The sequence below is a fragment of the Idiomarina sp. 29L genome (genome assembly GCF_004123135.1).
GTDB lineage: Bacteria > Pseudomonadota > Gammaproteobacteria > Enterobacterales > Alteromonadaceae > Idiomarina.
This window is the reverse complement of the sequence record NZ_SDJS01000001.1, coordinates 79,776-104,658: the sequence shown is the minus strand read 5'-3', so window position 1 is coordinate 104,658 and position 24,883 is coordinate 79,776. Positions and strand designations below refer to the sequence as shown.

Annotated in this window: 21 protein-coding genes and 2 tRNA genes; 3 read left to right on the top strand and 20 right to left on the bottom strand. The window is 47.8% G+C overall.

The genetic code is table 11. The features are described from left to right. Positions 1-3 precede the first annotated feature (3 nt). Positions 4-1,923 (bottom strand): PilZ domain-containing protein, encoded by a 1,920-nt coding sequence (locus tag EST55_RS00510; protein ID WP_129496133.1) that lies wholly within the window; start codon positions 1,921-1,923, stop codon positions 4-6. Between the two features lie 71 nt (positions 1,924-1,994). Between EST55_RS00510 and EST55_RS00505 the strand changes: the two genes are divergently transcribed. Next, complete coding sequence (locus EST55_RS00505) at positions 1,995-2,837, top strand: SDR family oxidoreductase (RefSeq protein ID WP_100690525.1); 843 nt, start codon at positions 1,995-1,997, stop codon at positions 2,835-2,837. On the opposite strand, the gene EST55_RS00500 is transcribed toward EST55_RS00505, so the two are convergent. From EST55_RS00500 to EST55_RS00415, 18 genes are all read right to left on the bottom strand, one after another. Next, a complete protein-coding gene (locus EST55_RS00500) occupies positions 2,804-4,240 on the bottom strand; it encodes an FAD-dependent oxidoreductase (RefSeq protein ID WP_100690526.1) in 1,437 nt (478 codons plus the stop codon). The genes EST55_RS00505 and EST55_RS00500 overlap by 34 nt on opposite strands. Further along, positions 4,240-8,706 carry a glutamate synthase large subunit gene (gene gltB, locus EST55_RS00495; RefSeq protein ID WP_129496132.1) on the bottom strand — a complete coding sequence of 1,489 codons (4,467 nt, stop codon included), beginning with the start codon at positions 8,704-8,706 and terminating at the stop codon, positions 4,240-4,242. Before gltB ends, EST55_RS00500 begins: the two co-directional genes overlap by 1 nt. Positions 8,707-8,838: 132 nt before the next feature. Next, positions 8,839-9,879: a quinolinate synthase NadA gene (gene nadA / locus EST55_RS00490; RefSeq protein ID WP_129496131.1), complete on the bottom strand. Its 1,041-nt coding sequence runs from the start codon at positions 9,877-9,879 to the stop codon at positions 8,839-8,841. 96 nt (positions 9,880-9,975) lie between these two features. Continuing rightward, positions 9,976-10,051, bottom strand: a tRNA-Lys gene (locus EST55_RS00485). A gap of 29 nt (positions 10,052-10,080) precedes the next feature. Then, a tRNA-Lys gene (locus tag EST55_RS00480) sits at positions 10,081-10,156 on the bottom strand. Between the two features lie 134 nt (positions 10,157-10,290). Continuing rightward, a complete protein-coding gene (gene ybgF, locus EST55_RS00475; protein ID WP_129496130.1) occupies positions 10,291-11,049 on the bottom strand; it encodes a tol-pal system protein YbgF in 759 nt (252 codons plus the stop codon). A gap of 22 nt (positions 11,050-11,071) precedes the next feature. Continuing rightward, positions 11,072-11,608, bottom strand: coding sequence for a peptidoglycan-associated lipoprotein Pal (gene pal / locus EST55_RS00470; RefSeq protein ID WP_088768609.1), 537 nt, complete (start codon positions 11,606-11,608; stop codon positions 11,072-11,074). A 48-nt stretch (positions 11,609-11,656) separates the two neighbouring features. Further along, positions 11,657-13,006: a Tol-Pal system beta propeller repeat protein TolB gene (tolB, locus tag EST55_RS00465; protein ID WP_100690530.1), complete on the bottom strand. Its 1,350-nt coding sequence runs from the start codon at positions 13,004-13,006 to the stop codon at positions 11,657-11,659. 12 nt (positions 13,007-13,018) lie between these two features. Next, positions 13,019-13,915 carry a cell envelope integrity protein TolA gene (gene tolA, locus EST55_RS00460; RefSeq protein ID WP_232506947.1) on the bottom strand — a complete coding sequence of 299 codons (897 nt, stop codon included), beginning with the start codon at positions 13,913-13,915 and terminating at the stop codon, positions 13,019-13,021. A gap of 2 nt (positions 13,916-13,917) precedes the next feature. Then, complete coding sequence (tolR, locus tag EST55_RS00455) at positions 13,918-14,346, bottom strand: protein TolR (protein ID WP_100690531.1); 429 nt, start codon at positions 14,344-14,346, stop codon at positions 13,918-13,920. After that, positions 14,343-15,053, bottom strand: a complete 711-nt coding sequence (gene tolQ, locus EST55_RS00450) for a protein TolQ (protein WP_100690532.1) — start codon at positions 15,051-15,053, stop codon at positions 14,343-14,345. Before tolQ ends, tolR begins: the two co-directional genes overlap by 4 nt. A gap of 3 nt (positions 15,054-15,056) precedes the next feature. After that, the gene (ybgC, locus tag EST55_RS00445) at positions 15,057-15,467 is read right to left on the bottom strand and encodes a tol-pal system-associated acyl-CoA thioesterase (RefSeq protein WP_100690533.1); all 411 of its coding nucleotides are present in this window, start codon (positions 15,465-15,467) and stop codon (positions 15,057-15,059) included. 387 nt (positions 15,468-15,854) lie between these two features. Next, entirely contained in the window at positions 15,855-16,874 is a 1,020-nt protein-coding gene (gene ruvB, locus EST55_RS00440) for a Holliday junction branch migration DNA helicase RuvB (RefSeq protein WP_100690534.1), read from the bottom strand. A gap of 9 nt (positions 16,875-16,883) precedes the next feature. Next, the gene (ruvA, locus tag EST55_RS00435) at positions 16,884-17,501 is read right to left on the bottom strand and encodes a Holliday junction branch migration protein RuvA (RefSeq protein WP_129496129.1); all 618 of its coding nucleotides are present in this window, start codon (positions 17,499-17,501) and stop codon (positions 16,884-16,886) included. A 21-nt stretch (positions 17,502-17,522) separates the two neighbouring features. Further along, positions 17,523-18,059: a crossover junction endodeoxyribonuclease RuvC gene (ruvC, locus tag EST55_RS00430; protein ID WP_100690536.1), complete on the bottom strand. Its 537-nt coding sequence runs from the start codon at positions 18,057-18,059 to the stop codon at positions 17,523-17,525. Positions 18,060-18,065: 6 nt separating this feature from the next. After that, on the bottom strand, positions 18,066-18,815 hold the full coding sequence (locus tag EST55_RS00425; protein WP_129496128.1) for a YebC/PmpR family DNA-binding transcriptional regulator: 750 nt from the start codon (positions 18,813-18,815) through the stop codon (positions 18,066-18,068). A 34-nt stretch (positions 18,816-18,849) separates the two neighbouring features. Beyond that, a complete protein-coding gene (gene aspS, locus EST55_RS00420) occupies positions 18,850-20,619 on the bottom strand; it encodes an aspartate--tRNA ligase (protein ID WP_129496127.1) in 1,770 nt (589 codons plus the stop codon). Between the two features lie 69 nt (positions 20,620-20,688). After that, positions 20,689-22,086, bottom strand: a complete 1,398-nt coding sequence (locus EST55_RS00415) for a diguanylate cyclase (RefSeq protein ID WP_240665216.1) — start codon at positions 22,084-22,086, stop codon at positions 20,689-20,691. Between the two features lie 166 nt (positions 22,087-22,252). Between EST55_RS00415 and cmoA the strand changes: the two genes are divergently transcribed. Then, positions 22,253-22,984 (top strand): carboxy-S-adenosyl-L-methionine synthase CmoA, encoded by a 732-nt coding sequence (gene cmoA / locus EST55_RS00410; protein ID WP_129496126.1) that lies wholly within the window; start codon positions 22,253-22,255, stop codon positions 22,982-22,984. Between the two features lie 17 nt (positions 22,985-23,001). Further along, positions 23,002-23,973, top strand: a complete 972-nt coding sequence (gene cmoB, locus EST55_RS00405; protein ID WP_129496125.1) for a tRNA 5-methoxyuridine(34)/uridine 5-oxyacetic acid(34) synthase CmoB — start codon at positions 23,002-23,004, stop codon at positions 23,971-23,973. Between the two features lie 14 nt (positions 23,974-23,987). On the opposite strand, the gene galU is transcribed toward cmoB, so the two are convergent. Next, positions 23,988-24,878, bottom strand: coding sequence for a UTP--glucose-1-phosphate uridylyltransferase GalU (gene galU / locus EST55_RS00400; protein ID WP_100690541.1), 891 nt, complete (start codon positions 24,876-24,878; stop codon positions 23,988-23,990). Positions 24,879-24,883 lie beyond the last annotated feature (5 nt).

The window sequence follows — 24,883 nt, the reverse complement described above, 5'->3', positions numbered from 1 at the left end:
TGCTCAATTAGCTTGTTGGAGCATGTTGTTTGGCTGTTGTACAAGCGCAGCAAGCGCAATAACGCTTTCGGTCACGTCCGACACCGTGAGCACCGCTTTACACTGTAAAAACTCTGCTTCAAACTCACTTGCCCGGTGCGGTAAGTAGCGACTTATATACGATAATTCACCACGCACGGCATCGCTCAGGCAGGCATTAGAGCGAGAGCCACTGATATGTAACGCGAGAATGTCGCCATCATCGTTTAAAAAATTCACGTACTCAGCCGCTTCGCTAAAGGTTTTGTAAGTGTTTAAGGAGCGCCCTATAACGGTCTCTTTACCGGGTAAGTGAGAGATCCGCAACACAACAATAGCGGGTAAATCTACCTGCTCATTTGTCCGTTTTAAATTATCCATTAGCTGCCGCTGCAGCTGCCGACCGCCCAGCACTTTTTCGCTGTCACTCAGCCAGAAACCGGCGTCTTTAAAAGCCGTTGGCAACCCCTCGCTAAACGGCATAAGCCCGGCGACTTTAGGCAGCCACTTGGTGCCATCTTTATGAACAAATAGCGCATTCGATAATGCGTTGCCGAACTGCTCTTCCAGGTTACTATCGTCACTTGGGACAACACACAGTTTGCGCTCAGACCGCTCCTCCAGTTGATACGGTTTCAACTTTGACAGCGCCAGCTTATCAACCTTAACCTCATTAACCATCGGTAGCGCAAGTTTTTGCAGCTCTGCAAAAGTACTCATACGATGCCGATCATAAGTTATCGTGAGTGCATAAGCTTGCACTGGATACCCCGCCTGCTTCAATGCAAACAGAGAAGGCAACCAACCGTCTTCGTTGCTTAAATCAGTGACCGGAATAAGGTATTCATGCCAACGCTTATTGAGCGGCAAACTCAACCGGAAAAAGCACAACTGACGCCGACTTTGTTTACGTTCTAGTTTTAACGCATCGCGCTCTTGCCTAACCCAAGGCAATGCCATGAGTTGAGATAATGCGTTTGGGGCATGTTTTTGCCAGCTGTTCAGTAGCGTTCGGTTCGCCTCGCTCGCCAGCGCACAACAGGTTGGCTTATTGTCAGCTAGTACCAATTTAAGCCCACTGTACGCATTTGCCCAAAGCGCTTCATAAGCACGGGCTTTTACTCGCTGCAAACTGTGATCAATATTAACTTTATAACGGTGCTTATATTGACCAATGAGCTCATCAATAAAGATGCGAAATGCCTTGTTATTGTCAGTTTCTAATCGCTTGAGCCGCAAATACACGTATGGCTCACTATTCTCGATGGCTACCACCCGGTATTGGACGCTGGGTTCACCACTAATAACGAAATTCTCGGCGAGGCCGGAAAAGCGAACATCGAGCTGAGCGAACAGTAACGACTTTACTTGCTCATCTGACTCCACCTTAAGCTGTAAACCATTGGTTGATATATCCACGGTACTTGCCTTGAACAATTGCCCGTCGGCCAACGTAAAAGACACCGGCGACACAAAGTTCATGCGCTCTTCGCGGCGCGCGTAGGGGTGTCCGGCAATAAAGCTGTCTAAAGACGTTGCCGGCGCATTAACAGTACCTGTCTCATTGTATTGATTTTTCAATGCCAGAATTTGTTGCTTTGTATCTTCGGTGAAAACGCCTTTATACGCTTTAAGACCCTGTTCAAACAGTTGCTGTGCGCGATTGTGAAAATAGTGCGTGCGACCCTGAAAGGGGTAAGGGAACACGTCATACGGAACTTTTTTACGTAAGTCGACAACGCCTAGTGCCGGTTTCGCTAATTCGGTAATCGCCATTTTCACTTTCAGCTTTTCAGGTCCGCTGAGGTGTTTTGTTTTGCGCTTAAATACAGACTCAAACTGCGAGCGATGGTACTCTGTTTTTAACTCGTCAACGAGTGTCTGCAAGGCGGCATCGAGGGTCATTGTGGCTACGTTTGTCGTGGTTATTTAAGTTGTGGATACATTTTATTTACATTAACGCTAAGGGGTTGATCATGCAAACGCTTTTACTCGGCTACGGAGACATCGCACAACGTACCGCACGTTTGTTGGCGGCAGAAGGTCATCGTGTCACCGGACTTTGCCGCCACCCCGACAACAAGCCCGTTATTGAGGGGGTGCAGCTTGTTGCTGGTAACTACGATAACGAGCAGGACTTACGGCATTTATTCGATACTCAATGGGACGCTGTTGTTGTTACTCTGACGCCTTCTGCCTCAGGCTCACAACGCTACCACGATGGCTATGTCGTGCCTTGCAGACACTTGCAGCAAGTGCTGGCACATAGCGCTCAAGAGCCTTACGTTATTTATGTGTCCAGTACTGGTGTTTATGCTCAGGAAAATGGTGAGTGGATAGATGAAACCAGTGAAACAGCTCCGACATCAGAATCTGGCAAAGCGTTGTTACAGGCTGAGTCGTTAATCGATTCGCTGCCGAGCCAAACCACGATATTGCGTTGCAGCGGTATTTACGGAGAAGGTCGGGACTATTTATTAAAACAATTGATTGCCGGTAACATGAGTTTACGTGACAGCTGGACGAACCGAATTCATCAAGATGATGTCGCCGGGTTTATTCATGCGTTATTAACCGATATTGAAAACTCACAGCCGCTTTACCTTGTCAGTGATAATAAACCCGTTAAACAGTACGAAATGTACCAATGGTTAGCGCAGCAACTTAACGTCAGTATTACCTCTGATGTTGAACCCGGCCCAGGTCCCAGAGGCTCAAAGCGCTGTGACAATAGCCGCTTGCACAATAGCGGCTATACACTTAAGTACCCGACGTTTGTTGAAGGCTACGAAGCTTTTATTGACAGTTGGTCGAAGTAATCGAGTATTCCCTCGGCGGCGGAGCGGCCTTCAGCAATAGCGGTAACAACCAAGTCAGCTCCGCGAACCATATCACCGCCGGCAAAAATTTTGGGGTGACTGGTCTGCATCGCAAATTCCCGATTCGAGTCAGTAAGCACTGTACCCCAGTCGCTTAGCTCTACGTTATGCTGTTTCAGCCATTCCGGCGGACTCGCCTGATACCCAAAGGCGATGATCACCGCTGTTGCCGGTAAGGTGAATTCTGAGCCTGCAACAGGCTCAGGCCGTCGGCGGCCGTCACTATCAGGCTGTCCTAATGCGGTTTTCACCATTTTCACACCAGTAACCCGTCCAGATTCGCTCGCTTCTATTTCCACCGGCTGAACATTATATAAAAACTCTCCGCCCTCTTCTTTGGCATTTTCCACCTCGCGACGCGAGCCGGGCATATTGCTTTCATCTCGTCGGTAAGCGCAAGTCACCAACATCGCACCTTGTCTAATTGAGGTGCGTACGCAGTCCATTGCGGTATCACCGCCGCCCAGCACCACCACTTTCTGTCCTTTAAGATCAATGTGTGGGTATTGCGGCATGGGTTGATGAGGCATCAGGGTTTGCGTATTGCCAATAAGAAACGGCAATGCCGGATACACGCCGCTATGCTCTAACCCTTTTAAGCCGCCATCCAGTGCTTTATAAGTACCTAACGCCAAAAACACCGCATCGTATTGCTCCAGCAGCTCAGAAAACTCAATGTCTTCGCCAACCGTTACGCCCAACTTGAACTCGACGCCCATTTCGCTGAATATCTCGCGACGCAACTTCATGACCGATTTATCGAGCTTAAACGGTGGAATACCGTAAGTCAGCAACCCGCCAATTTCAGGGTAACGGTCATACACCGTTGCAGTAACACCGTTACGAGCCAGTACATCGGCACAAGCCAAACCGGCAGGACCTGCACCTATAACGGCAACTCGCTCCACTCGTTGTGCGACCCCGCTTAAGTCGGGTCGCCAGCCGTTGGCAAATGCCTCATCAACAATTTGCTTTTCAATGCTGCCGATAGTTACAGCACCGAAGCCATCGTTAAGTGTGCAAGCCCCTTCACAAAGCCGATCTTGCGGACACACTCGCCCACAAATCTCCGGTAAGCTATTGGTTTTATGCATAAGCTCTGCAGCTTCGGTTACACGTCCCTGATTCGCTAACTCCAGCCATTGTGGAATATAGTTATGAACCGGACACTTCCATTCACAATACGGATTGCCGCAGTCCAGGCAGCGATCTGCCTGCCCCTGCAACTGCACGCCCGACATGGGTTCATAAATTTCAGTAAACTCAATGCGACGCTCATCAGCGGCCTTTTTCGGCGGGTCAATTCGCTGAACGTCGAGAAATTGATACACATTTTTATTCATTACATCACCTGTACCCGAAGTTCAGCTGTAGAGCGTGCACGATGCCCCAATAAATCGGACACATCCTGAGATTTAGGCTTCACAATACGGAAGCTTTTCAAGGTTTCGTCAAAAGACGCAAGCAATTGTCTGGAGTAGCCACTGCCGGTAGCCTCATGATGCTCATGAATAAGCCCGCGCAGATGCTCTTTAATAATGGAGGTTTCTATTTCTAACGCTTCAACCAGCTCATGGTTTAAACGGCGGTGTAAGTCTCCGTCGATGTCTCGCAAATAGGCAAAACCGCCTGTCATGCCGGCGCCAAAGTTGATGCCACAATCGCCTAGTACCGCGACAATTCCACCAGTCATGTACTCACAGCCATGATCACCAATAGACTCAACCACAGCAGTAGCACCTGAATTACGCACGGCAAATCGTTCGCCGGCACCGCCTGCTGCATATAGCTTGCCGCCGGTAGCGCCGTATAGGCAAGTATTCCCCATGATGGCAGCTTTATGAGTTGGGTAATTCGCACTAAGCGGTTGCTTTAATACAATTTCGCCACCAGCCATGCCTTTCCCCACATAGTCGTTGGCATCGCCAGTCAACCTAAGTTTTAATCCACCGGCATTCCACGCACCGAAGCTTTGACCAGCCGTGCCTTTAAAGCTAAGAATAATGGGTGCAGTCGCCATACCCTGATTACCATGCCGTTTCGCAATATAGCCCGATAAACTGGCTGCAACAGAGCGGTCATTATTTTTTATATCGAAAGACCACTTGCCGCCGGATCTATTGTCGATAGCTGACTGTGCGGCCGAGAGTATTTGCTGATTCAGATCGCCTTTATCAAAAGGTGAATTCTTTTCTGTGCAATACAGTGGGTACTCAGATTCAATACCCGAGGACGCTAGCAACATATTTAAGTCTACAGCTTGCTGACGTTTCGTTTCACCGGGTAAACGCTCAAGTAAATCGGTGCGCCCGATAACATCGGTAAGCTCTTTTACCCCCAGGTAAGACAAAATGTTGCGCACTTCTTCTGCCATAAACTCAAACAACCGGATGACTTTTTCCGGTAAGCCAGAGAAATGCTTTTTCCTCAGCAGCTCGTCTTGTGTTGCAATACCGGTCGCACAATTATTTAAGTGACAAATTCTTAAGTACTTGCAGCCCAGAGCGACCATTGGCGCAGTACCAAAGCCAAAGCTTTCTGCTCCTAAAATCGCCGCTTTGACAATGTCTTTGCCGGTTTTTAAGCCGCCATCAACCTGCAGGCGTATTTTGTGTCTTAGCTTATTCGTTACCAGCGCTTCATGAACTTCCGCCAGACCTAACTCCCAGGGCGAGCCAGCATACTTTACAGAAGTGAGCGGACTGGCACCGGTGCCTCCGTCATAGCCGGACACCGTAATAAGGTCCGCATAGGCTTTTGCTACGCCCGTAGCGATAGTGCCAATACCCGGCGTAGAAACCAGCTTTACCGATACTAACGCCTCAGGGTTTACCTGTTTTAAGTCAAATATCAACTGAGCGAGATCTTCAATTGAGTAAATATCGTGATGCGGTGGCGGTGATATTAATGTCGTACCCGGTACCGCGTAACGCAATTGGGCAATTTCTGCCGTGACCTTTTCTCCTGGGAGCTGCCCACCCTCTCCGGGTTTCGCGCCTTGTGCGACTTTTATTTGAATAACATCAGCATTAACGAGGTAGTGCGGTGTCACTCCGAAGCGGCCTGACGCGACCTGTTTAATGCGCGAGTTCTTTTCAGTATTGAACCGTTTAGGGTCTTCGCCCCCTTCTCCCGAGTTCGAGTGACCGCCAATTCGATTCATCGCTATCGCCAATGCTTCATGGGCTTCTGAACTGAGCGCACCAATCGACATCGCCGCTGTGTCAAAACGCTGGTATAAACGCTCTTTGGGCTCAACCTCATTGAGGTCAATCATAGGCGTATTTGGAAGCTTTAAGTCCAGCAAGTCGCGAATATGAGTCACCGGCCGCTCGTTAACGTATTTAGCGTAAACCTTGTAAGCTGATTCATCCCCGGTATTAGCTGCTTCTTGCAATGCAACCACGACATCGGGGTTATAAGCATGGTACTCACTGCCATGCACATATTTTAATAAGCCTCCCTGAGCTAGCGGTTTGCGCTTTAACCAGGCTTTTTGAAAGCGTTGCAGTAAATCCTGCTGAATATCATCAAAACCGGTACCGTTAATACGCGCCGGCATATTGCAGAATGATAACTCTCTGACATCCGAATTAAGCCCAACGGCCTCAAACAGCGATGCACCGCGATAACCGGAAATTGTCGATATGCCCATTTTCGAAAGTATTTTTAATAAACCTTTGTTCAGCCCTTTACGGTAATTCAGTAACGCTTCTCTGACTGGCAGGTCTATTTTCTGCTGCCCGGCTAACTGCTCAACCGTTTCATATGCGAGGAATGGATAGATTGCCGTGGCCCCCAGACCCAGTAGAACCGCCATGTGATGTGAGTCACGCGCAGAAGCAGTTTCGATAATAATATTAGAGTCGCAACGCAGGTTTTCATTGACCAACGCCTGCTGAACCGCACCAACCGCCATTGGCGCCGGAATAGTGATATCATCTTTTTCAAAATGGCGATCGCTCAGAATGGCAATAACCACACTTTGCTTTCTTACCGCCTCAACCACTCTTTCAACAAGCTCATTAAGCGCCTGCTGTAACGATTTATCCGCTGGATTAAATGCCAATGAAAAGTCCATACTGCGGTAATGTTTTTCGTCTAAGTCCCGCAGTTGTTTAACGTCGGTATACATTAAAATGGGCGACTCAAATACCACCCGATCAGCATCACCTGAGGCTTCGTTAAAGACATTATGCTCGCGGCCAATAATGGTGCTTAAGGACATGACGTGACGTTCGCGAATTGGGTCAATTGCCGGGTTGGTAACCTGCGCGAACTGCTGCCGGAAATAATCGTAAAGCAGTCTGGGCTGTTTGGACAAAAAAGCTTGGGGCGTATCATCACCCATTGAGCCAACCGCTTCCTGCCCATCTTTGGCAAGAACACTAATAACTTGTTGCAACTCTTCTTCAGAATAGAGAAAGGCTTTGTGGAATACGGCCATGGTCTCGTCACCGTAAAGTCGCTGGCCGATTTTGTCGGCGTGACTATGCTCAAACGGCACTAAGCGGCGGCGGTTTTGCGACAACCACTGTTTATAAGGGTGACGCTCTTTAAGATCCGTTTCAATATCATCGTTATACCAAATCTTCCCCGTATAGGTGTCAACCGCCATCATTTGACCCGGACCTAAACGTCCTTTCTCTGTTACCTCTGCCTCATCGTAGTCCCAAATGCCGACTTCGGACGCAATAGTGAGTATGCCGGACTCAGTGAGCACGTAACGCGCTGGGCGTAAGCCATTTCTGTCAAGACTACAGGCAACATGCCGACCGTTGCTCAATACCACGCCTGCTGGGCCGTCCCAGGGCTCCATATGCAGCGCGTTAAACTCATAAAATGCCCGCATCTCATCTGACATGGTCGCATCGCCCTGCCAGGCAGGCGGAATTAATAAACGCATAGCGCGGAATAAGTCCATGCCACCAGCAAGCAGCAGTTCGAGCATATTGTCCAACGACGCTGAGTCTGAGCCACTCATACCGACCAAGGGGGCTGCACGTTGCAGGTCGGGTAATAGTGGCGTGTGAAATTTGTAAGCTCGGGCTCGCGCCCACTGACGGTTACCTCGTATGGTATTAATTTCACCGTTATGAGCGAGGAAACGAAATGGCTGTGCTAATGGCCAACGGGGTTCAGTATTCGTTGAAAAGCGTTGATGAAACACACAAATGGCAGTGGTCATACTCTCATTTGCCAAGTCATGGTAATAACTGGCCAAATTCCTCGCCAATACCAGTCCTTTATAAACAATCACCAGACTCGATAACGAGGCTATGTAAAGCTCATTGTTGTCTGTGTAATGCTGCTCTATTCGGCGGCGCGCCATGTAAAGGCGCCGCTCAAGATCTTTTTTTCGCCACCCCGGTGGCGCCGACACGATGACTTGTTCAATAGCTGGCTCTGACTGGGCGGCCTGCGTGCCCAAAATGGTCGGATCCGTTGGAACCTTACGCCATCCATTGACGGTTAACGTTTCCTGCTTTAACTCTTCTTCAATAAGCTGTCGCGCGGCTTCCTTTTTGTCATGATTTTTACTGAAAAATACCATGCCGACGGCAAACTTTTTGCTGAGAGACCAATTTTGAGATTTAGCGTAGTCTTTGAAAAACTGCTCCGGCAGTTGAAGTAATAGTCCACAACCATCGCCAGTTTTACCATCGGAGCCAATGCCACCGCGATGCTGCATTCGGTCTAAACCATGCAAAGCAGTCGTTATTAAGTCATGCTTGGCCTGACCGTTAATATTCGCTATCAAGCCAAAACCACAGTTATCCCTTACGTCTGCATTTTGATACAGTCCCATGCACTAATCCTGAATAAATAATCATTAATTTTAGATTAGCATGCAGTTGTGAAGTTCGGTAGGAAGCTTGTTTATTATCGTTATAAACGGGTTGTATAAAGCAAAAAAGGCCTCGTAATGAGACCTTTGGGGTTATTTTAGTGTCGCAGCAAATGCCAACATTCTATCCAGCGGCACCATCGCCTTTTCTCCAAGCTCTGGATCGACATGAATTTCATGCTCTTCCCCACTCGTTTCAAGCGCTTGCTCAATCGCTTTAAGACCGTTCATCGCCATCCACGGACAATGCGCACAGCTTCGGCATGTTGCGCCATTACCGGCTGTTGGTGCCTCAATAAAGGTCTTGTTGGGTTGCAGTTGCTGCATTTTATAGAAAATGCCTTTATCCGTCGCAACAATAAAGGTGTCGTTAGGCAGTTCCTGGCTCGCTTTAATAAGCTGCGATGTTGAGCCAACAGCATCGGCCATTGCGACAATATTTTCTGGAGACTCTGGGTGTACTAAAATAGCCGCATCAGGGTGCAACGCCTTCATGTCTTTGAGCGCTTTGGCTTTAAATTCGTCATGCACAACACAGGCACCTTGCCATAACAGCATATCTGCGCCCGTTTCACGGGCAATATAGCCGCCTAAATGCTTGTCAGGCGCCCATAAAATTTTCTCGCCTTTGGCATCTAAGTGATCAACCAGCTCTAACGCCATGCTTGAGGTAACGACCCAATCAGCTCGCGCTTTGACAGCTGCTGAGGTATTTGCGTAAACCACAACCGTGCGATCCGGATGCTGGTCACAAAATTCTGAGAACTTTTCCGGAGGGCAGCCTAAATCTAGTGAACACTCGGCATCTAACGTAGGCATTAACACCTGTTTATTCGGTGTCAGTATTTTCGCCGTCTCTCCCATGAAGCGAACACCCGCAACAATGAGCTTTTTCGCCGGATGGTCACGACCAAAGCGCGCCATTTCTAGCGAGTCAGCAACACAACCGCCTGTCTCTTCAGCCAGCGCCTGAATGTCAGGGTCAGTGTAGTAATGTGCCACTAAAACCGCATCTTTCTCTTCAAGAAGCGCTTTAATGTGTTCAACCGTTTCCTGTTTTTCTTCAGGCGTCAACGGCTTGGGTTTTGGTGGAAACCGATAGTCAAGGGTATCCAGCGTTTGAATCTCAGTCATGGTATTACAGCTTATGTCCAAGTGTTCGTTATAACGTGGCGGCTAGTATAGTCGAATTCAAGAGGGGGTTGTAGTTAAGTTATCAGAAAGAAGAGGTGGTGGGTTGTGCAGGATTCGAACCTGCGACCAATTGATTAAAAGTCAACTGCTCTACCAACTGAGCTAACAACCCATAATTCTGATTTTTTTAGCATTAGCGAGTGGTGGGTTGTGCAGGATTCGAACCTGCGACCAATTGATTAAAAGTCAACTGCTCTACCAACTGAGCTAACAACCCAACGCTAATTATTCGTTACCAGTTCTGCTTGGCAACGGCGGCATAGTTTACTGAAATAACGCGCTTATGCAACTTAAAATTGAAAAAAACTGTCTGACTGATTAATTCACGAACACATGTTGCGCTCGTGTTAGTTAATTCAGTCGTTGCTTGGCTAAATTTGCTTCAGTACTATCCGGGTACTCACTAATGACTTGCTCGTAATAACGCTTTGCATCAGCGGTGTTACCCTGGTCATTTGCGATAGCACCAAGCTTCAATAAACAGTCACCACGCTTATTACTGTCAGGGTAGTCTTTTACTACCGTCATGAACTGTTGTTCAGCTTTATCATATTCTTGCTGAGCAAAGAAAAGCTGTCCAAGCCAGTAATGGGCGTTTGGCGCATAAGTAGAGTTAGGGAAGCTCTCCAAAAAGGACTGGAAAGCAGGAATGGCAGCGTCATAACGCTTATCTTCCAAAACCAACGCAATGGCTTTGTCGTAAGCATCATTTTCGCTCAAGCTTGCTGAATAACTGCTGCCATCAGCTTGCGTCGGTACCTGCTGCATATTGGAATAACCTGCGCCGGCATCATTACTCTGGCTATTGTTGTCCTTTAACTGATTAAAGCGACGATCAATTTCCTGATACAGCTCGCGCTGGCGTTGTAAAAGTTGTTCCAATTGATAGGCATGCTCTTCAGTTATCCCTCTTAATTCTGCAACATCTTGTTGAACGGAATTAAGCTGATCCATCATGTTGAGTTGTGCACTGGATCGAGCCTCAAGCATGCGCTCGATTTGATCCAGACGCTTTTCAACGTCACCTGAAGAAGAAAGACCCGAAACAGGCGCCTGGGCTAAAGCAAGCCCAGGCACCAACAAACTGACAGCTAACAGCGTTTTTTTCATGAACTATCCGTCTAATTTAGGATTAGTACACTAAAACCGCACGACGGTTTTTCGCGTATGCACTTTCAGTTGACGCATCAACTAAAGGCTTTTCTTCACCGTAAGATACGGTTGAAGTTTGAGAGTCCTGAACTCCTAAGTTGTGCAAGTAGCTTTCAACCGCTTGTGCACGACGCTCGCCAAGTGCGATGTTGTACTCAGGCGTACCACGCTCATCAGCGTGACCTTCGATAACCACTTTCACAGACGGGTTCTTAACTAAGTAATCTGCGTGCGCAGCTAATAGCTCTGCGTATTCAGATTGTACGTTAGACTTATCGAAAGCAAAGTAAACAATGTGTTCTTTGCGCAATGCTTCCATTTTCTCTTGACGTTGTTCTTCAAGCGTTTTTTGACGCTCAGCCGCACCAACTTCAACACCAGAATCTTGTTCTGCTTGTTGATTCGTTTCCTGACCTGAGCCCATACCTGAATCGGTTTCCTGGTTTGAGCTACATGCGGCCAGAGTTGCCATTGGTACAACGATTGCCAGAGCTTTAAAAAGTTTATTAAGCTGCATCCTTTTCGTCCTTATCGTTTAATCGAACAATTCAACCATTCAGGCTATTTACATAAATGGCGACCAAGAGGGAGACTTAACTTCCCCATCAGACGCCGGTAACCGCGCTTTAAAACGTCCATCGGTTGATACCAATGCTAGTACTTGCTTGTTATTGTGCGTTGTACTGTATATCACCATACTACCATTCGGTGCGATACTTGGTGACTCATCCAAAGACGTTTTTGTTAAAACCTGCATTGTTCCTCTTGGGAACTCTTGCTTAGCTATATGATAGTTCCCTCTGGTACGGTTTACCAGAATCATGTCTTTACCAGACGGAGCTACCGTACCACCTAAGTTCTGCTCACCTTCGAACGTCAGTCGGCGAACTTGACCTGACGACAACTCTACATTGTAAAGCTGCGGTCTACCGCCACGCTCTGACGTAAATACTAGCGACTTTCCGTCAGGTGTCCAACTTGGTTCTGTATCAATCGTACGATTCCGCGTAACTCGTTGCAAGTTTTTCGTTTTTATATCGAAAACATAGAGTTCCGGGTTACCGTCCTTTGACAATACCATGGCCAATTTTGAGCCGTCTGGTGAGAACACAGGATTACCATTGATCCCCGGAAATGACGTCAGTTTTTCACGGCGAGTGGTGTAAATATCCTGCATGAATATCTCCGCCGTTTTATTCTCAAAGCTCACGTAGACCAGCTTGTTACCGTCTGGTGACCATGACGGGGACATTAATGGCTCAGGGCTGCGCAATAAGATTTTTTCATTCGCACCGTCGTAGTCAGCAACTGCCAACTTATAAGGGTAACGGTCATCATGGTTAACAGTGACGTAGGCAATTTTTGTCATAAACGCGCCTTTTTCACCAGTCAGCGCTTCATACACAACATCCGAAATTCGGTGCGAATAGCTACGAAATTGATCACCATCAATAACACTTGAACGAGAATCAAGCACATGGTCATTGCTTTGCACCAGTTCGCCATTACGCAGCATTTGGGCATTACCCCCCGTAATTTGGCCGCGTAACACATCAATCAGTTCAAATTTAACCATATAGCGGTCAACTGAATACGGTTCAACCGAACCAACTAATACGGCTTCAACCCCCATTTTGGCCCAGGCCGAATAGTCAATATCACCGTCTTTTGTTGGACGCTGAGGCATTGCCGTTGTGGGAATAGGGTTAAACCGACCACTGCGTCTTAAGTCAGCAGCAATAACGTCAGTTAAGTTACCGGGCGGTTGCCCCTCACCTTTCCATTCAAAAGGAACCACAGCAATAGGTCGCGCCGTGTCGATACCTTCAGTAATGACAATTTCCAGCACGCCGGCGCGGGCGGAACTCATCACTACAAACAGTAAGGCTATGGCTTGAAATACGATTTTTTTCATTGGTCACCCTAATTACAACTGTGGCTTAACAGTCAGTTTGATTGTACTCATCTGCTGATAAATTTCCGGGTCTTCAGACACCGGTAACGTATTTGCTTTCAGCACCGCATTGCGAGCCGAGCGGCATACACTGGCATCACCGCTTCCGGTATCGACCGACTTAACAAACCCGCTCGGCGCAACACTAATAGTTAACTCGCATGACTTACCCTGCATGGAATCATCGACGGTCCAGTTACGCTGAATGGTCTGTCTTATAAGCGCTTGGTACTTTTCAATTTCACTCAGCACTTGTTGACGTCTTGCCGCCTGACGACGCGCACGTTCTTCTTCCATTTCTTTTTTCAACTGAGCTTCTCGTTCAGCGGCACGACGCTCTGCTTCTTCGCGTTTGCGACGCTCTTCAGCCGCTCTTCGTTCAGCTTCTTCCGCTTCTTTTCTTCGACGCTCTGCCTCTTTAGCTGCCGCTTCTGCTTTTGCTCGCTCTTCCGCTAAGCGCTGTGCTTCTTTCTTAGCTTGTTCAGCTTCTTTGCGAGCTTGTGCCGCTTCCTGACGTTCGATTTCCTGCTGCCGCTCTATTTCTTTTTGACGCTGCTCTTCGCGTTCTCTTGCTTTACGTGCTTCCTCAGCTCGACGTTCTAAACGCTCAATTCGACGTTGTTCAGCAGCCTCAGCTTCCGCCTTTTGACGTTGAATTCGCTCAACTTGTTCCTGAACTTTTGACTTATCTACCGAAACCGCACTGACAATTTCTTCCGAAGGCTCTAACTCACTTTGATTCAAGTTAACTTCCATCGCCTCCGGAGTCGATGGGGTAAACTCAAAGCTAATGAGCAACACACCGGCTATAACAGCGTGTATTGCTATCGAGTATATGAGCGGTAACGTTAAGCTCTCCGATTTATCCACAACTACTCTTCCGACGAATCTGTCATTAAACCAACTGACGGCACACCTGCTCGCTGCAGCAGAACCATGAGTTGTACAATTTGATTATAAGATACCGCACCATCGCCATTCACCATAACCGGCGTATCAGGCTCCACCTGTAAATGGGCAGCCACCAAGGTTGCAAGCTCGTCGGCCCGCATTGGCGTATCCTGGCTATCCCCTTGGTTTAGATAATAACGACCTTCGGCATCTACCGAGGCAACCAACGGCGGTTTACTGTCCTCTGACAGTGGCTCTGCCGTCGCTTTAGGTAAATCGACCTTTACCCCTTGAGTAATTAACGGTGCCGTTACCATAAAAATAATAAGAAGAACGAGCATCACATCAATGTATGGCACCACGTTTATCTCAGCAACCGGCTTACGCCGTTTGCGCGGCATGACCATCATAGTGACTCACCTTCCACTTTCTCTTTTGATGACTTTGCCAATGCCTGACGCTGCAGTATAGAAGTGAACTCATCAATAAAGTTCATGTACTGGCCATCTATTTTTTCCGCACGCGTCGTAAAGCGGTTAAATGCGATCACCGCTGGTATCGCCGCAAATAAGCCCAAAGCGGTTGCTATAAGCGCTTCAGCGATACCCGGCGCAACCATAGCAAGCGTTGCTTGTTGCACGGCACCTAATGCGATAAACGCATTCATAATACCCCATACTGTACCAAACAAGCCGATATAAGGGCTGATAGATCCAATGGTTGCCAGCGTTCCTAAATGGCTGTCGAGCTTTTCCATTTCTCTGGCATGCGCAACGCGCATTGCGCGGAAGGCACTTTCCAGCATGGATTGGTTGTTTCCGCCCGATTGATTTCGCAGACGAGCAAACTCTTTAAAGCCTGAATGAAACATCAGCTCCATACCCCGGGCGTTTTTTGCACGCGCAGAAATTTCTTGATACAAGCGCGCAAGGTCTACCCCAGACCAGAAGCGATCTTCAAATTTTAGCGCATCTTTTTGCGCCTGGTTGAGCACTTTTCGGCGTTGAAATATCAATACCCAGCCCCAAACCGACATGGCGAGTAAGATAACCATAACCAGCTTCACTAATAAGCTGGCTTGCAAAAATAAGTCAATAAAAGATAGCTCTGCTTGCACGCTCTAAACCTCTGTCTCAATACGCGATAAAATAGATGTCGGAATAGCTACAGGTTTCATTACCGAGTTATCAACACACGCAGCAGTTACAACCGCCGAGCAATGAACACTGCCATCTTTTCCCAAAACATTTTGTTTAAACATTAACGACGCTTTTTTCTTTTTTATAACGTCAACAGTTACTGTTAGCTCTTCGTTGAATCGAGCTGCTTTTTTTAAATCAAGCTCAACCTTACGCACCACAAAGGCTATATTGTGAGCTAACCAAGTGTCCTGTTCAATCCCTAAAGAGCGTAACCATTCTGTTCTGGCCCGCTCAAGGAATTTGAGATAATTGGCATAATAAACAATACCACCTGCATCGGTGTCCTCATAGTACACACGAATAGGCCATTCAAACTGATACTGAGACATTATCACCTCGGGTAAAGTTCTGAAAAGTTACGGTAATGTAATAATTTGTAAAGAAAGCGCCAAAAGTGTCGCTGGTTAAATTATCAACAGACTTTTTTTTATGACAGAACTGAAACATAAAAACAAAAAACCACTGTTTTATATGCTATTTTTAATTTTGTTATAATTATGTTGCGCTTTTTTTGAGCAGCTTCACCTTACTGCGAATTAGTTTTTCTAATGCGAGAAAGCAATTTTTCTTGTTTGATCAAGCGCCTATAATACTTATAATACGCCACATATCACAGACGAAGAGATTGGTTGTCACTTCTTCTTAGATTGTTCCCTGGATTTAACTTCCTTCTTGTTGTTCTATTTGCCCGTACTTTTGTGCGGGCTTTTTTTTACCTATTTATCAGGTTTCAATCCGAAGTGCTGGTAAGCTCTTGGCGTTGCCAGGCGGCCTCGCGGCGTTCTTTGTAAAAACCCCTGTTGAATAAGGTAAGGTTCCAGCACATCTTCAATGGTATCTTTTTCTTCACCAATTGCCGCCGCAAGATTATCAAGCCCGACAGGACCACCCATAAATTTTTCCATAATGGCTAATAAAAGTTTGCGATCCATGTAATCAAAGCCAGCGTGATCAACATCGACCATCGTGAGTGCTGCGTTTGCGGTTTCCTGGTCAATTTCACCATTACCTTTAACTTCGGCGTAGTCGCGCACCCGACGTAACAGGCGATTAGCAATTCTTGGTGTTCCTCGCGAACGTCGTGCAATTTCTTTAGCGCCGCCCTCTTTCATTGTCACGTTCATAAAATGGGCTGAACGCGACACAATATCGGTTAATTCTTCTACGTCATAAAACTCAAGCCGCTGCACAATACCAAAGCGATCGCGCAGTGGTGATGTCAAAGCACCAGCTCGAGTGGTGGCCCCCACCAACGTAAAAGGCGGTAAGTCGAGCTTAATTGACCGGGCTGCTGGCCCCTCGCCAATCATTATATCCAGCTGGTAATCTTCCATTGCCGGATACAAAATTTCTTCAACAACGGGGCTTAACCGATGAATTTCATCAATAAAAAGAACATCGTGCTCGTCTAAGTTCGTCAACAATGCCGCTAAATCGCCAGCCTTTTCCAGAACAGGTCCTGAAGTTGTTTTAATATTAACGTCCAGTTCATTAGCAACAATGTTTGCCAGCGTAGTTTTCCCCAGTCCCGGTGGACCAAAAATTAATAAATGGTCAAGCGCTTCCTGCCTTTTCCGAGCAGCCTCAATAAAAATCGCCATTTGTTCAACGACGTGTTTTTGACCCGTATATTCATCCAGCTTTTTCGGGCGAATAGCACGATCAATGGCTTCATCGTCACCCTGTACATCGGCTTCAACAATTCGGTCAGTTGGAATGTGGTCGGCTTCTATCATCGCTTTACCTTAAGACAGCTCTTTTAATGCCAGTCGTATCAGAACTTCACTGCTATGTTCAGCAGAGTACACTTTCTGAATGGCTTTTTCAGCTTGATTTTCTTTATAACCAAGAGCCACTAAGGCACTCACCGCATCGGCTCTGGTATCAGCCGGATGAATACGAGCGTCAACGCCCTTATTATCAACCGGCATCGCATCCGTAGCGGGTGTTGCAGAAGCCCAGTCTTTCAGTCGGTCACGCATTTCAATCACTAACCGCTCGGCGGTTTTTTTGCCAACGCCCGGCAGTTTCACCAACCGGCTGACGTCATTCTGCTTCACTGCAAATACAAACTCGTCAGCGGACATCCCCGATAAAATGCCAAGCGCCAACTTTGGCCCCACGCCTTGCGTTTTTATCAACAGCCGAAATAAGGAGCGCTCTGAGTTCGAGTTAAAGCCATACAGTAGTTGAGCGTCTTCCCGAACCACAAAATGCGTCACCAGTGTCACCGGTTCGCCTGTGGCTGGCAGGTCGTAAAAACAGGTCATGGGTAACTGGACTTCATAGCCGACGCCATTCACATCAACCAAAACTTCTGGTGGTTGTTTGGCTAGCAGCGTACCTCGAATTTGTCCTATCACAAGAGTCCTCTCCCTATAAAATTAACGTAGCCGACCACGAACGGTTTTCTTCGCTGCCCCTGACATTTTCAGCAAACTTCCTGCGCTTTGCGCATGACATAGTGCAACGGCGAGCGCGTCTGCAGCGTCCGCCTGGGGTGTTTTCTGTAAGTTGAGTAGCGCAACCACCATGTGCTGTACTTGTTCTTTTTCTGCGCCACCATTACCGACAACGGCTTGTTTTATTTGTCGCGCTGAGTACTCCGCCACCGGCAGTCCTGCCCTTGCGGCCGCTACTATTGCAGCGCCTCGCGCCTGCCCCAACTTCAGTGCTGAATCAGGATTTTTCGCCATAAACACTTGTTCAATAGCAAATTCGGTGGGACTAAACTGAGTGATTAATTCACTAACACTGTCATGAATCAAGCGTAACTTATCGGCAAGCGACAGCGGCTTTGTCGGCGAGCCTGTCGCACGAATACAACCACTGCCTAAATAATGAAATTTACGACCATGCTTTTGAATAACGCCATATCCAGTTAACCGTGAGCCTGGGTCAATACCTAATATGACGCTCATGAGTCCTTAATTGTCCAACTTAGCCAATACATCATCAGAAATATCAGCGTTATGGTAAGCGTTTTGAACGTCGTCTAAGTCTTCCAGCGCATCCAACAGCTTTAAAAACGAACGTGCACTGTCTTCGTCCAAATCGACTTTGGTGTCGGGTACCTGTGTGACCTCCGCGTTGGACGCTTCCAGCCCTCTAGCGTCTAGCGCGTCTTTAACGGGACCAAAGTTCTCCGGTGACGTCATAACATCGAGGCCGCTGCCCGGATATTTTACGATGTCTTCTGCTCCGGCTTCCAATGCTGCCTCCATCACATCCTCTTCGGTCACATCGGTACCGTAGCTAATAACGCCCATTTTGTTAAACAGGTAAGCCACCGAGCCGTCGGTGCCCAAGTTACCACCGTGTTTGCTAAACGCATAGCGTACTTCAGAAACCGTACGGTTTTTGTTGTCTGTCATGCATTCCAGTAAAATGGCAACGCCGTTAGGGCCATAACCTTCGTAGGTCAGCTCCTCAACGTTGTCACCTTCCATTTCGCCGGTACCACGTTTGATAGCTGTATCAATGGTGTCGCGCTTCATATTATTCGATAGCGCTTTATCAATAGCGGCCCGCAAACGCGGATTGGTTTCAGGATCGCCGCCGCCTTCACGGGCGGCGACATTAATTTCGCGAATCAATTTTGTGAAAATTTTGCCACGCTTAGCATCCTGCGCGGCCTTTCGGTGTTTTATGTTCGACCACTTCGAGTGACCTGCCATGTTTCACCCCACAAAGTTTAATCGTTGAATGTGTTTACTCTTTGTCTTCGACGGTGCTCTTCACGCCAAGTTCATTCAGCGCTTCCGGGTTCGCTAACCCAGGGGCATCCGTCAGTACACAAGCTGCGGTGGTGGTTTTCGGGAATGCAATCACATCACGAATTGAGCTTGCTCCCACCATCAGCATCACCAGCCGGTCCAACCCGAAAGCCAGACCTGCGTGCGGAGGGGTACCGTACTTAAGCGCCTCAAGCAAGAAACCAAACTTCTCTTGTGCTTCTTCTTTGCCAATGCCCAGAACTTCGAATACCGCCTGCTGCATTTCGTTGTCGAAAATACGTGTTGAACCGCCGCCCACTTCAACACCGTTTAGAACCATATCATAAGCGTTAGACAGTGCCTTTGCCGGGTTCGCACGAAGTTCATCCGGTGTTACATTAACTGGGGCTGTAAACGGATGGTGCAAAGCCGCCAACGAGCCATCGTCGTCTTCTTCGAACATTGGGAAGTCGACAACCCATAATGGTTTCCACTGGTCACTGACCAAACCAAATTCCTCACCCAGCTTCAAACGCAACGCGCCCATTGCTTCGGCAACCGTATTGGCTTTGTCTGAGCCAAAGAACAGAATGTCACCCGTTTCAGCTTCTGTCCGCTCAAGAATTGCGTTTAACGCATCGTCCGGAAGGAACTTAAGAATGGGTGATTGCAAGCCCTCACGACCTTGAGACAAGTCATTGACTTTTATCCACGCAAGGCCTTTCGCGCCGTAAATACCCACGAAGTTGGTGTATTCATCAATCATCTTACGCGACACATTTTCCGCCTGACCCGGCAGGCGAATAACAGCAACGCGTCCTTTTTCGTCGTTCGCCGGACCGGAGAACACTTTAAACTCTACGTCTTTCAATAAGTCAGCAACGTCAACCAGCTCAAGCGGGTTACGTAAATCTGGCTTATCTGAGCCGTAACGCTTCATTGCTTCATGCCACGTCATGCTTGGGAAGTCACCCAAATCAATACCCAGCAAACTATCGAATAACTCTCGGGTCATTTTTTCGGTGACTTCCATGACTTGCTCAGCGGTCATGAACGAGGTTTCGATATCGATTTGAGTAAACTCAGGTTGGCGGTCGGCGCGCAGATCTTCGTCGCGGAAACACTTTACGATTTGGTAATAGCGATCAAAGCCTGACATCATCAGTAGCTGTTTAAATAGCTGTGGACTTTGTGGCAACGCGAAGAAGCGCCCTTTATGTGTGCGGCTTGGTACTAAGTAGTCGCGCGCGCCTTCAGGTGTCGCACGCGTCAGCATTGGCGTTTCAATATCTAAGAAACCGTTGTCGTCCAGAAAACGTCTGACGGCGCTAGTAACTTTTGCACGAAACTGAAGTTTTTCGTTCATCTGCGGACGACGTAAGTCCAAGTAACGATAGCGCAGGCGGGCTTCTTCACTCACCTGGCTGTTAAAGTCGATAGGTAACGGCTCAGAGCGACTTAAAATATTGAGCTCAGAGGCCAACAGTTCAACTTCGCCGGTTTTCATGTTGGCATTTACCTGGCTTTCAGGGCGACGATTTACTGTGCCGGTAATTTGCACACAAAACTCTTGGCGTAACTTTTCAGCTTGCTCAAACAGTGCTTGTTGATCCGGGTCGAAAACGACCTGAATTAAGCCTTCTCTGTCACGTAAGTCAATGAAGATTAAGCCACCTAAATCACGGCGTTTATTGACCCAGCCACATAAAGTAACTTGTTGCTCTGCGAGTTCTGCGTTTACTTGTCCACAATAATGCGTGCGCATGTACTTTTCCTACTACCGACGAATTCGTTAAAAGTGAAGCGCTACATTATAGCTAACTAGGGCTGAATGTCATCCATCGGTGCTGGCTAAACGCACATCATTTTTGCCAGCGGCTTTGGCGGCATACATGGCTTTATCGGCGGAACGCAGCAACGTGTCTACATCGTTGCCATGGGTGGGGTACATTGCGACACCAATAGACACACTGACTTCCAGCTGCTGCTTTTTTACTTTGTAAGGCTTGGCCAACTGCACAACTAACTTGCGAGCAACGGCAAGAGCCGAACCGACAGCAATGGCTGTCGGCAAAATAACCACGAACTCATCGCCACCGTGGCGGCAAACAGTATCGGAGCGACGCAGTAGGTTTTTCATACGTTGAGCCGCCTGTATGAGTAACTCGTCGCCATAATTGTGGCCAAAATCGTCATTAATTAGCTTAAAGCCGTCAAGGTCTAAAAACAGCACCGCAAATGGCTTTTGTGTTCTTTCGCTCTGACGTAGCGACTGCTCGAGGCGATCCTGCATTAAATTCCTATTCGGCAACCCCGTCAGCTCGTCATGGGTGGCAATATGACGAATACGACGCTCAGCTGCTTTACGGGCTTTTATTTCTTTACGAAGACGACTGTTCCATATACCAAAGCTAAGAATAACCAAGAGTACAACAGAGCCTATTTTCATTCCCAACTCAAGCAACTCTTCGTCACTCCAACCCTGTTCTAATTCGTACCCATACCATTTGCGCTTTAAGGCATCACGCTGCTGTGGAGTTAGCGAATTAATACCTCGGTTTAGTAAAGTCACCAGCGGCTGCCAGTCATCACGCACCGCAAGATATAAGGCGTTCCCCTGAGTCGAATCCAGCACCGACAGCTTCGACCCAGGTAATGGATATTCCTGAAGTTCATCAACTAAAATAGGTAAGCTATCGACATAAGAATCCACCATACGGTTACGCAATCGGTCAATACCTTCATCAATATCGGACACACTGACCACTTCGATTCGTCCCGTATCAACCAGCTGGGACTCAATGCTGTATCCTTTAACAACGGCAACCCGCTGACCGTGTAATGCGCCCATTCTCACGCTACTACCCGAACGCATATCTGAATCCAGCGTCAGCACTGCCCAGGGCATCGACCAGTAACTTTGGGTGAAATCCATGCTTTGGTTACGCTCAACAGAATAGGAAACGCTGGTCAGCACATCAATATCTTTATTGGCTATAGCCTCTAAGCATTCCTGCCACTGTCCACACGCTGTCCAAACCAATTCAACATTCATTGATGCGGTAAATTGCTTCAGTAAGTCAACGTCGAGCCCGGCGGCACCATTTTCGGTTTGATAAATAAGCGGTTGCAACTGGTTTGGTACACCAACCCGAATGGTTGGGTGTTGCTCTAACCACGTATCAGGCGCATAGGCATAGGTGGGCGCAGGCATTAGTGTCCCAAGCGACATAGCCAGGCTCATCACGGAACAAAAATACAGTGTTTTATGCCAAATACGGGTCAACAACAGTTTCCTCCAACTAAGACGGCGATATATTAATCAAAACGCGGCTGTCCGTCAGCTCTAATTATCGGTAAAATACACGATATGTTTACTTTATTTATCAAGTTGCCCTATGAGCCAACACGACACTATTTTTTCTAAACCTCTGCCGAGTGTGTCTGACTTTTGCTTTGACCAGCAGGTTGTTGAAGTGTTTCCCGATATGATTAATCGGTCAGTTCCCGGCTATTCAAGTATTTTACAGACCTTGCCGCAGTTGGTTCGCCGTTACGCGAAAAACAATACCCATCTGTACGACTTGGGCTGTTCACTGGGTGCAGCCACACTGGCTATGCGAAAGGGCTGTGAACACCTGGACAACTGTAACATGATTGCGGTTGATAATTCCGAACCAATGATTGAGCGCGCCGGTTTGCATTTAGGTGGCTTTAAAAGTCAGGTTCCCGTTGAGCTGCGCTGCGAAGACATTAACGAAACGCGCATTGAAAACGCATCGGTAGTGGTGTTGAACTTTACCTTGCAGTTTGTCCCACCAGAAAAACGCGAGACCATGATACAACACATTTATGATGGCATGACTGACGGTGGTGTTTTGCTCATCGCGGAGAAGTTCCGCCATACCGACGACACCATGAACGATGTGCTGATTGATTTGCACCACGACTTTAAGCGAGCCAATGGTTACAGCGAGCTGGAAATTAGCCAAAAGCGAGCGGCTATCGAAAATGTCATGAAAGTTGATACTCTGGAAGCGCATGAGCAGCGTTTTCAAAAGGTCGGCTTTGAACATCACACGGTATGGTTTCAATGTTTCAACTTCGCGGCCATGCTAGCGGTTAAATAAAGGATTACCAATAACCAATGATTGACTTTAGCAACGATCTAAAAGCGCTTATCAGTAGCCCTCACAAGCAGTGGCTGGATACACTGGCACCGCAGCTAACCGCCTTTAATAATAACCCCCACGGCAATTTAAAACGCTGGCAACGCGTGGTTGAACAGCTGCCCCGGCTCAACACGGAAAAGGGGCACTTAAGCGACACAGTAACGGTTGGATCTCCGGAAGAAGCCTCAGATTCCGATCGAGCCCGCATAACAGGGCTATTGCAGCAATTGCAGCCCTGGCGCAAAGGCCCTTTTGATCTGTTTGGTGTCTTCATTGATACCGAGTGGCGTTCGGACTGGAAATGGCAGCGGGTACAACCGCATATCGATGACTTAAGCGGTAAGCAAGTGTTAGATGTTGGCTGCGGCAGTGGCTACCACCTATGGCGTATGTTGGAGGCGGGTGCTGAGCAAGTTTGGGGAATTGACCCGGGCGAGTTGTTTTTAATGCAGTTTCAGGCGATTCGTAACATGATGCCGGCAAAATACCAGAAAAAAGCGCATTTTTTCCCAGTCGGGATTGAACATATGCCAGAGCTTAAAAGCTTCGATACGGTATTCAGCATGGGCGTTTTGTATCATCGCCGCTCGCCATTGGCCTTTTTGCAAGAGCTTAAATCGTTGCTAAAACCCGGTGGTCAGCTCGTGTTAGAAACCATAGTTGTCGAGGGCGACGAAACCACCGTGATGTTACCCGGCGAACGATATGCACAAATGCGCAACGTTTGGTTTTTACCCAGTGCAAAAGCCTTGGCGGTTTGGCTTGAGCGGTTGGGCTTTAAAGGTATTTCCATTGTTGACCACAACACAACGTCACTTGAAGAACAACGTCGTACGGAGTGGATGACCGGTGAGTCGTTAGCAGACTTTTTAGATGCGGAGAACCCAGACTTAACCGTGGAAGGTTATAAAGCGCCTATTCGGGCCGTATTAACGGCCCGTGCTTAGCGTTTTACTGCCATTTAAGCGCCTTTTAGCGACTTAATGTATTGTTTCATGTCGCTGCCCAACTCCGGGTGGCGCATGGCATGCTCAATGAAGGCTTGCGCATAACCAAGTTTATTACCACAGTCATGGCTTTTGCCTTTCATGTAATAAGCATTCACCGACTGCTTTTCAAGCAACATTGCCATTGCGTCCGTTAGCTGTATTTCATTACCTGCACCCACTGGCGTTTTCTCCAATAGAGGCCATAAGTCTGCAGAGAATACATAACGGCCCACTACGGCAAGATCCGATGGCGCTTCTTCTTTAGACGGCTTTTCAACCAGTTGAGTAATGGGCGCTTGCTCACCCGGCTTTAATTCCTCGCCACCAATGTCCGCAATACCATATTTGCTGACGTCTTCGTGAGGTACTTTCTCAACCATCACCTGCGAGTGACCGGTTTCATCAAAGTTTTTCACCATTTCCGCTAAGTTATCGCGGTTTAAACTGCAGCTGGCTTCGTCCACTAATACATCTGGCAATACTACGGCGAATGGCTCGTTGCCAACGAGTGGCTGTGCACATAACACGGCATGACCTAAACCTTTTGCCTGGCCCTGGCGCACATGCATAATGGTGGTGTTTTTCGGACAAATCGCCTGCACTTCGGCTAATAATTGTCGTTTAACGCGCTGTTCAAGCGTGGTTTCCAGCTCAAAACTGGTATCAAAATGGTTCTCAATCGAGTTCTTACTCGAATGTGTGACCAAAATCACATCGGTAAGGCCTGCTGCCGCACACTCTTCGACAATATATTGAATAAGGGGTCTGTCGACCAGTGGTAACATTTCCTTTGGAATGGCTTTGGTTGCCGGTAACATCCGGGTTCCGAGACCGGCGACCGGTATTACAACTTTTCTGACCATAGCAG

Excerpts from the sequence above, each read along its gene's own strand:
- EST55_RS00510 (WP_129496133.1), bottom strand. The coding sequence starts at position 1,923 with ATGACCCTCGATGCCGCCTTGCAGACACTCGTTGACGAGTTAAAAACA.
- EST55_RS00505 (WP_100690525.1), top strand. The coding sequence starts at position 1,995 with ATGCAAACGCTTTTACTCGGCTACGGAGACATCGCACAACGTACCGCA.
- EST55_RS00500 (WP_100690526.1), bottom strand. The coding sequence starts at position 4,240 with ATGAATAAAAATGTGTATCAATTTCTCGACGTTCAGCGAATTGACCCG.
- gltB (WP_129496132.1), bottom strand. The coding sequence starts at position 8,706 with ATGGGACTGTATCAAAATGCAGACGTAAGGGATAACTGTGGTTTTGGC.
- nadA (WP_129496131.1), bottom strand. The coding sequence starts at position 9,879 with ATGACTGAGATTCAAACGCTGGATACCCTTGACTATCGGTTTCCACCA.
- ybgF (WP_129496130.1), bottom strand. The coding sequence starts at position 11,049 with ATGAAAAAAACGCTGTTAGCTGTCAGTTTGTTGGTGCCTGGGCTTGCT.
- pal (WP_088768609.1), bottom strand. The coding sequence starts at position 11,608 with ATGCAGCTTAATAAACTTTTTAAAGCTCTGGCAATCGTTGTACCAATG.
- tolB (WP_100690530.1), bottom strand. The coding sequence starts at position 13,006 with ATGAAAAAAATCGTATTTCAAGCCATAGCCTTACTGTTTGTAGTGATG.
- tolR (WP_100690531.1), bottom strand. The coding sequence starts at position 14,346 with ATGATGGTCATGCCGCGCAAACGGCGTAAGCCGGTTGCTGAGATAAAC.
- ybgC (WP_100690533.1), bottom strand. The coding sequence starts at position 15,467 with ATGTCTCAGTATCAGTTTGAATGGCCTATTCGTGTGTACTATGAGGAC.
- ruvB (WP_100690534.1), bottom strand. The coding sequence starts at position 16,874 with ATGATAGAAGCCGACCACATTCCAACTGACCGAATTGTTGAAGCCGAT.
- ruvC (WP_100690536.1), bottom strand. The coding sequence starts at position 18,059 with ATGAGCGTCATATTAGGTATTGACCCAGGCTCACGGTTAACTGGATAT.
- EST55_RS00425 (WP_129496128.1), bottom strand. The coding sequence starts at position 18,815 with ATGGCAGGTCACTCGAAGTGGTCGAACATAAAACACCGAAAGGCCGCG.
- aspS (WP_129496127.1), bottom strand. The coding sequence starts at position 20,619 with ATGCGCACGCATTATTGTGGACAAGTAAACGCAGAACTCGCAGAGCAA.
- EST55_RS00415 (WP_240665216.1), bottom strand. The coding sequence starts at position 22,086 with ATGTCGCTTGGGACACTAATGCCTGCGCCCACCTATGCCTATGCGCCT.
- cmoA (WP_129496126.1), top strand. The coding sequence starts at position 22,253 with ATGAGCCAACACGACACTATTTTTTCTAAACCTCTGCCGAGTGTGTCT.
- cmoB (WP_129496125.1), top strand. The coding sequence starts at position 23,002 with ATGATTGACTTTAGCAACGATCTAAAAGCGCTTATCAGTAGCCCTCAC.
- galU (WP_100690541.1), bottom strand. The coding sequence starts at position 24,878 with ATGGTCAGAAAAGTTGTAATACCGGTCGCCGGTCTCGGAACCCGGATG.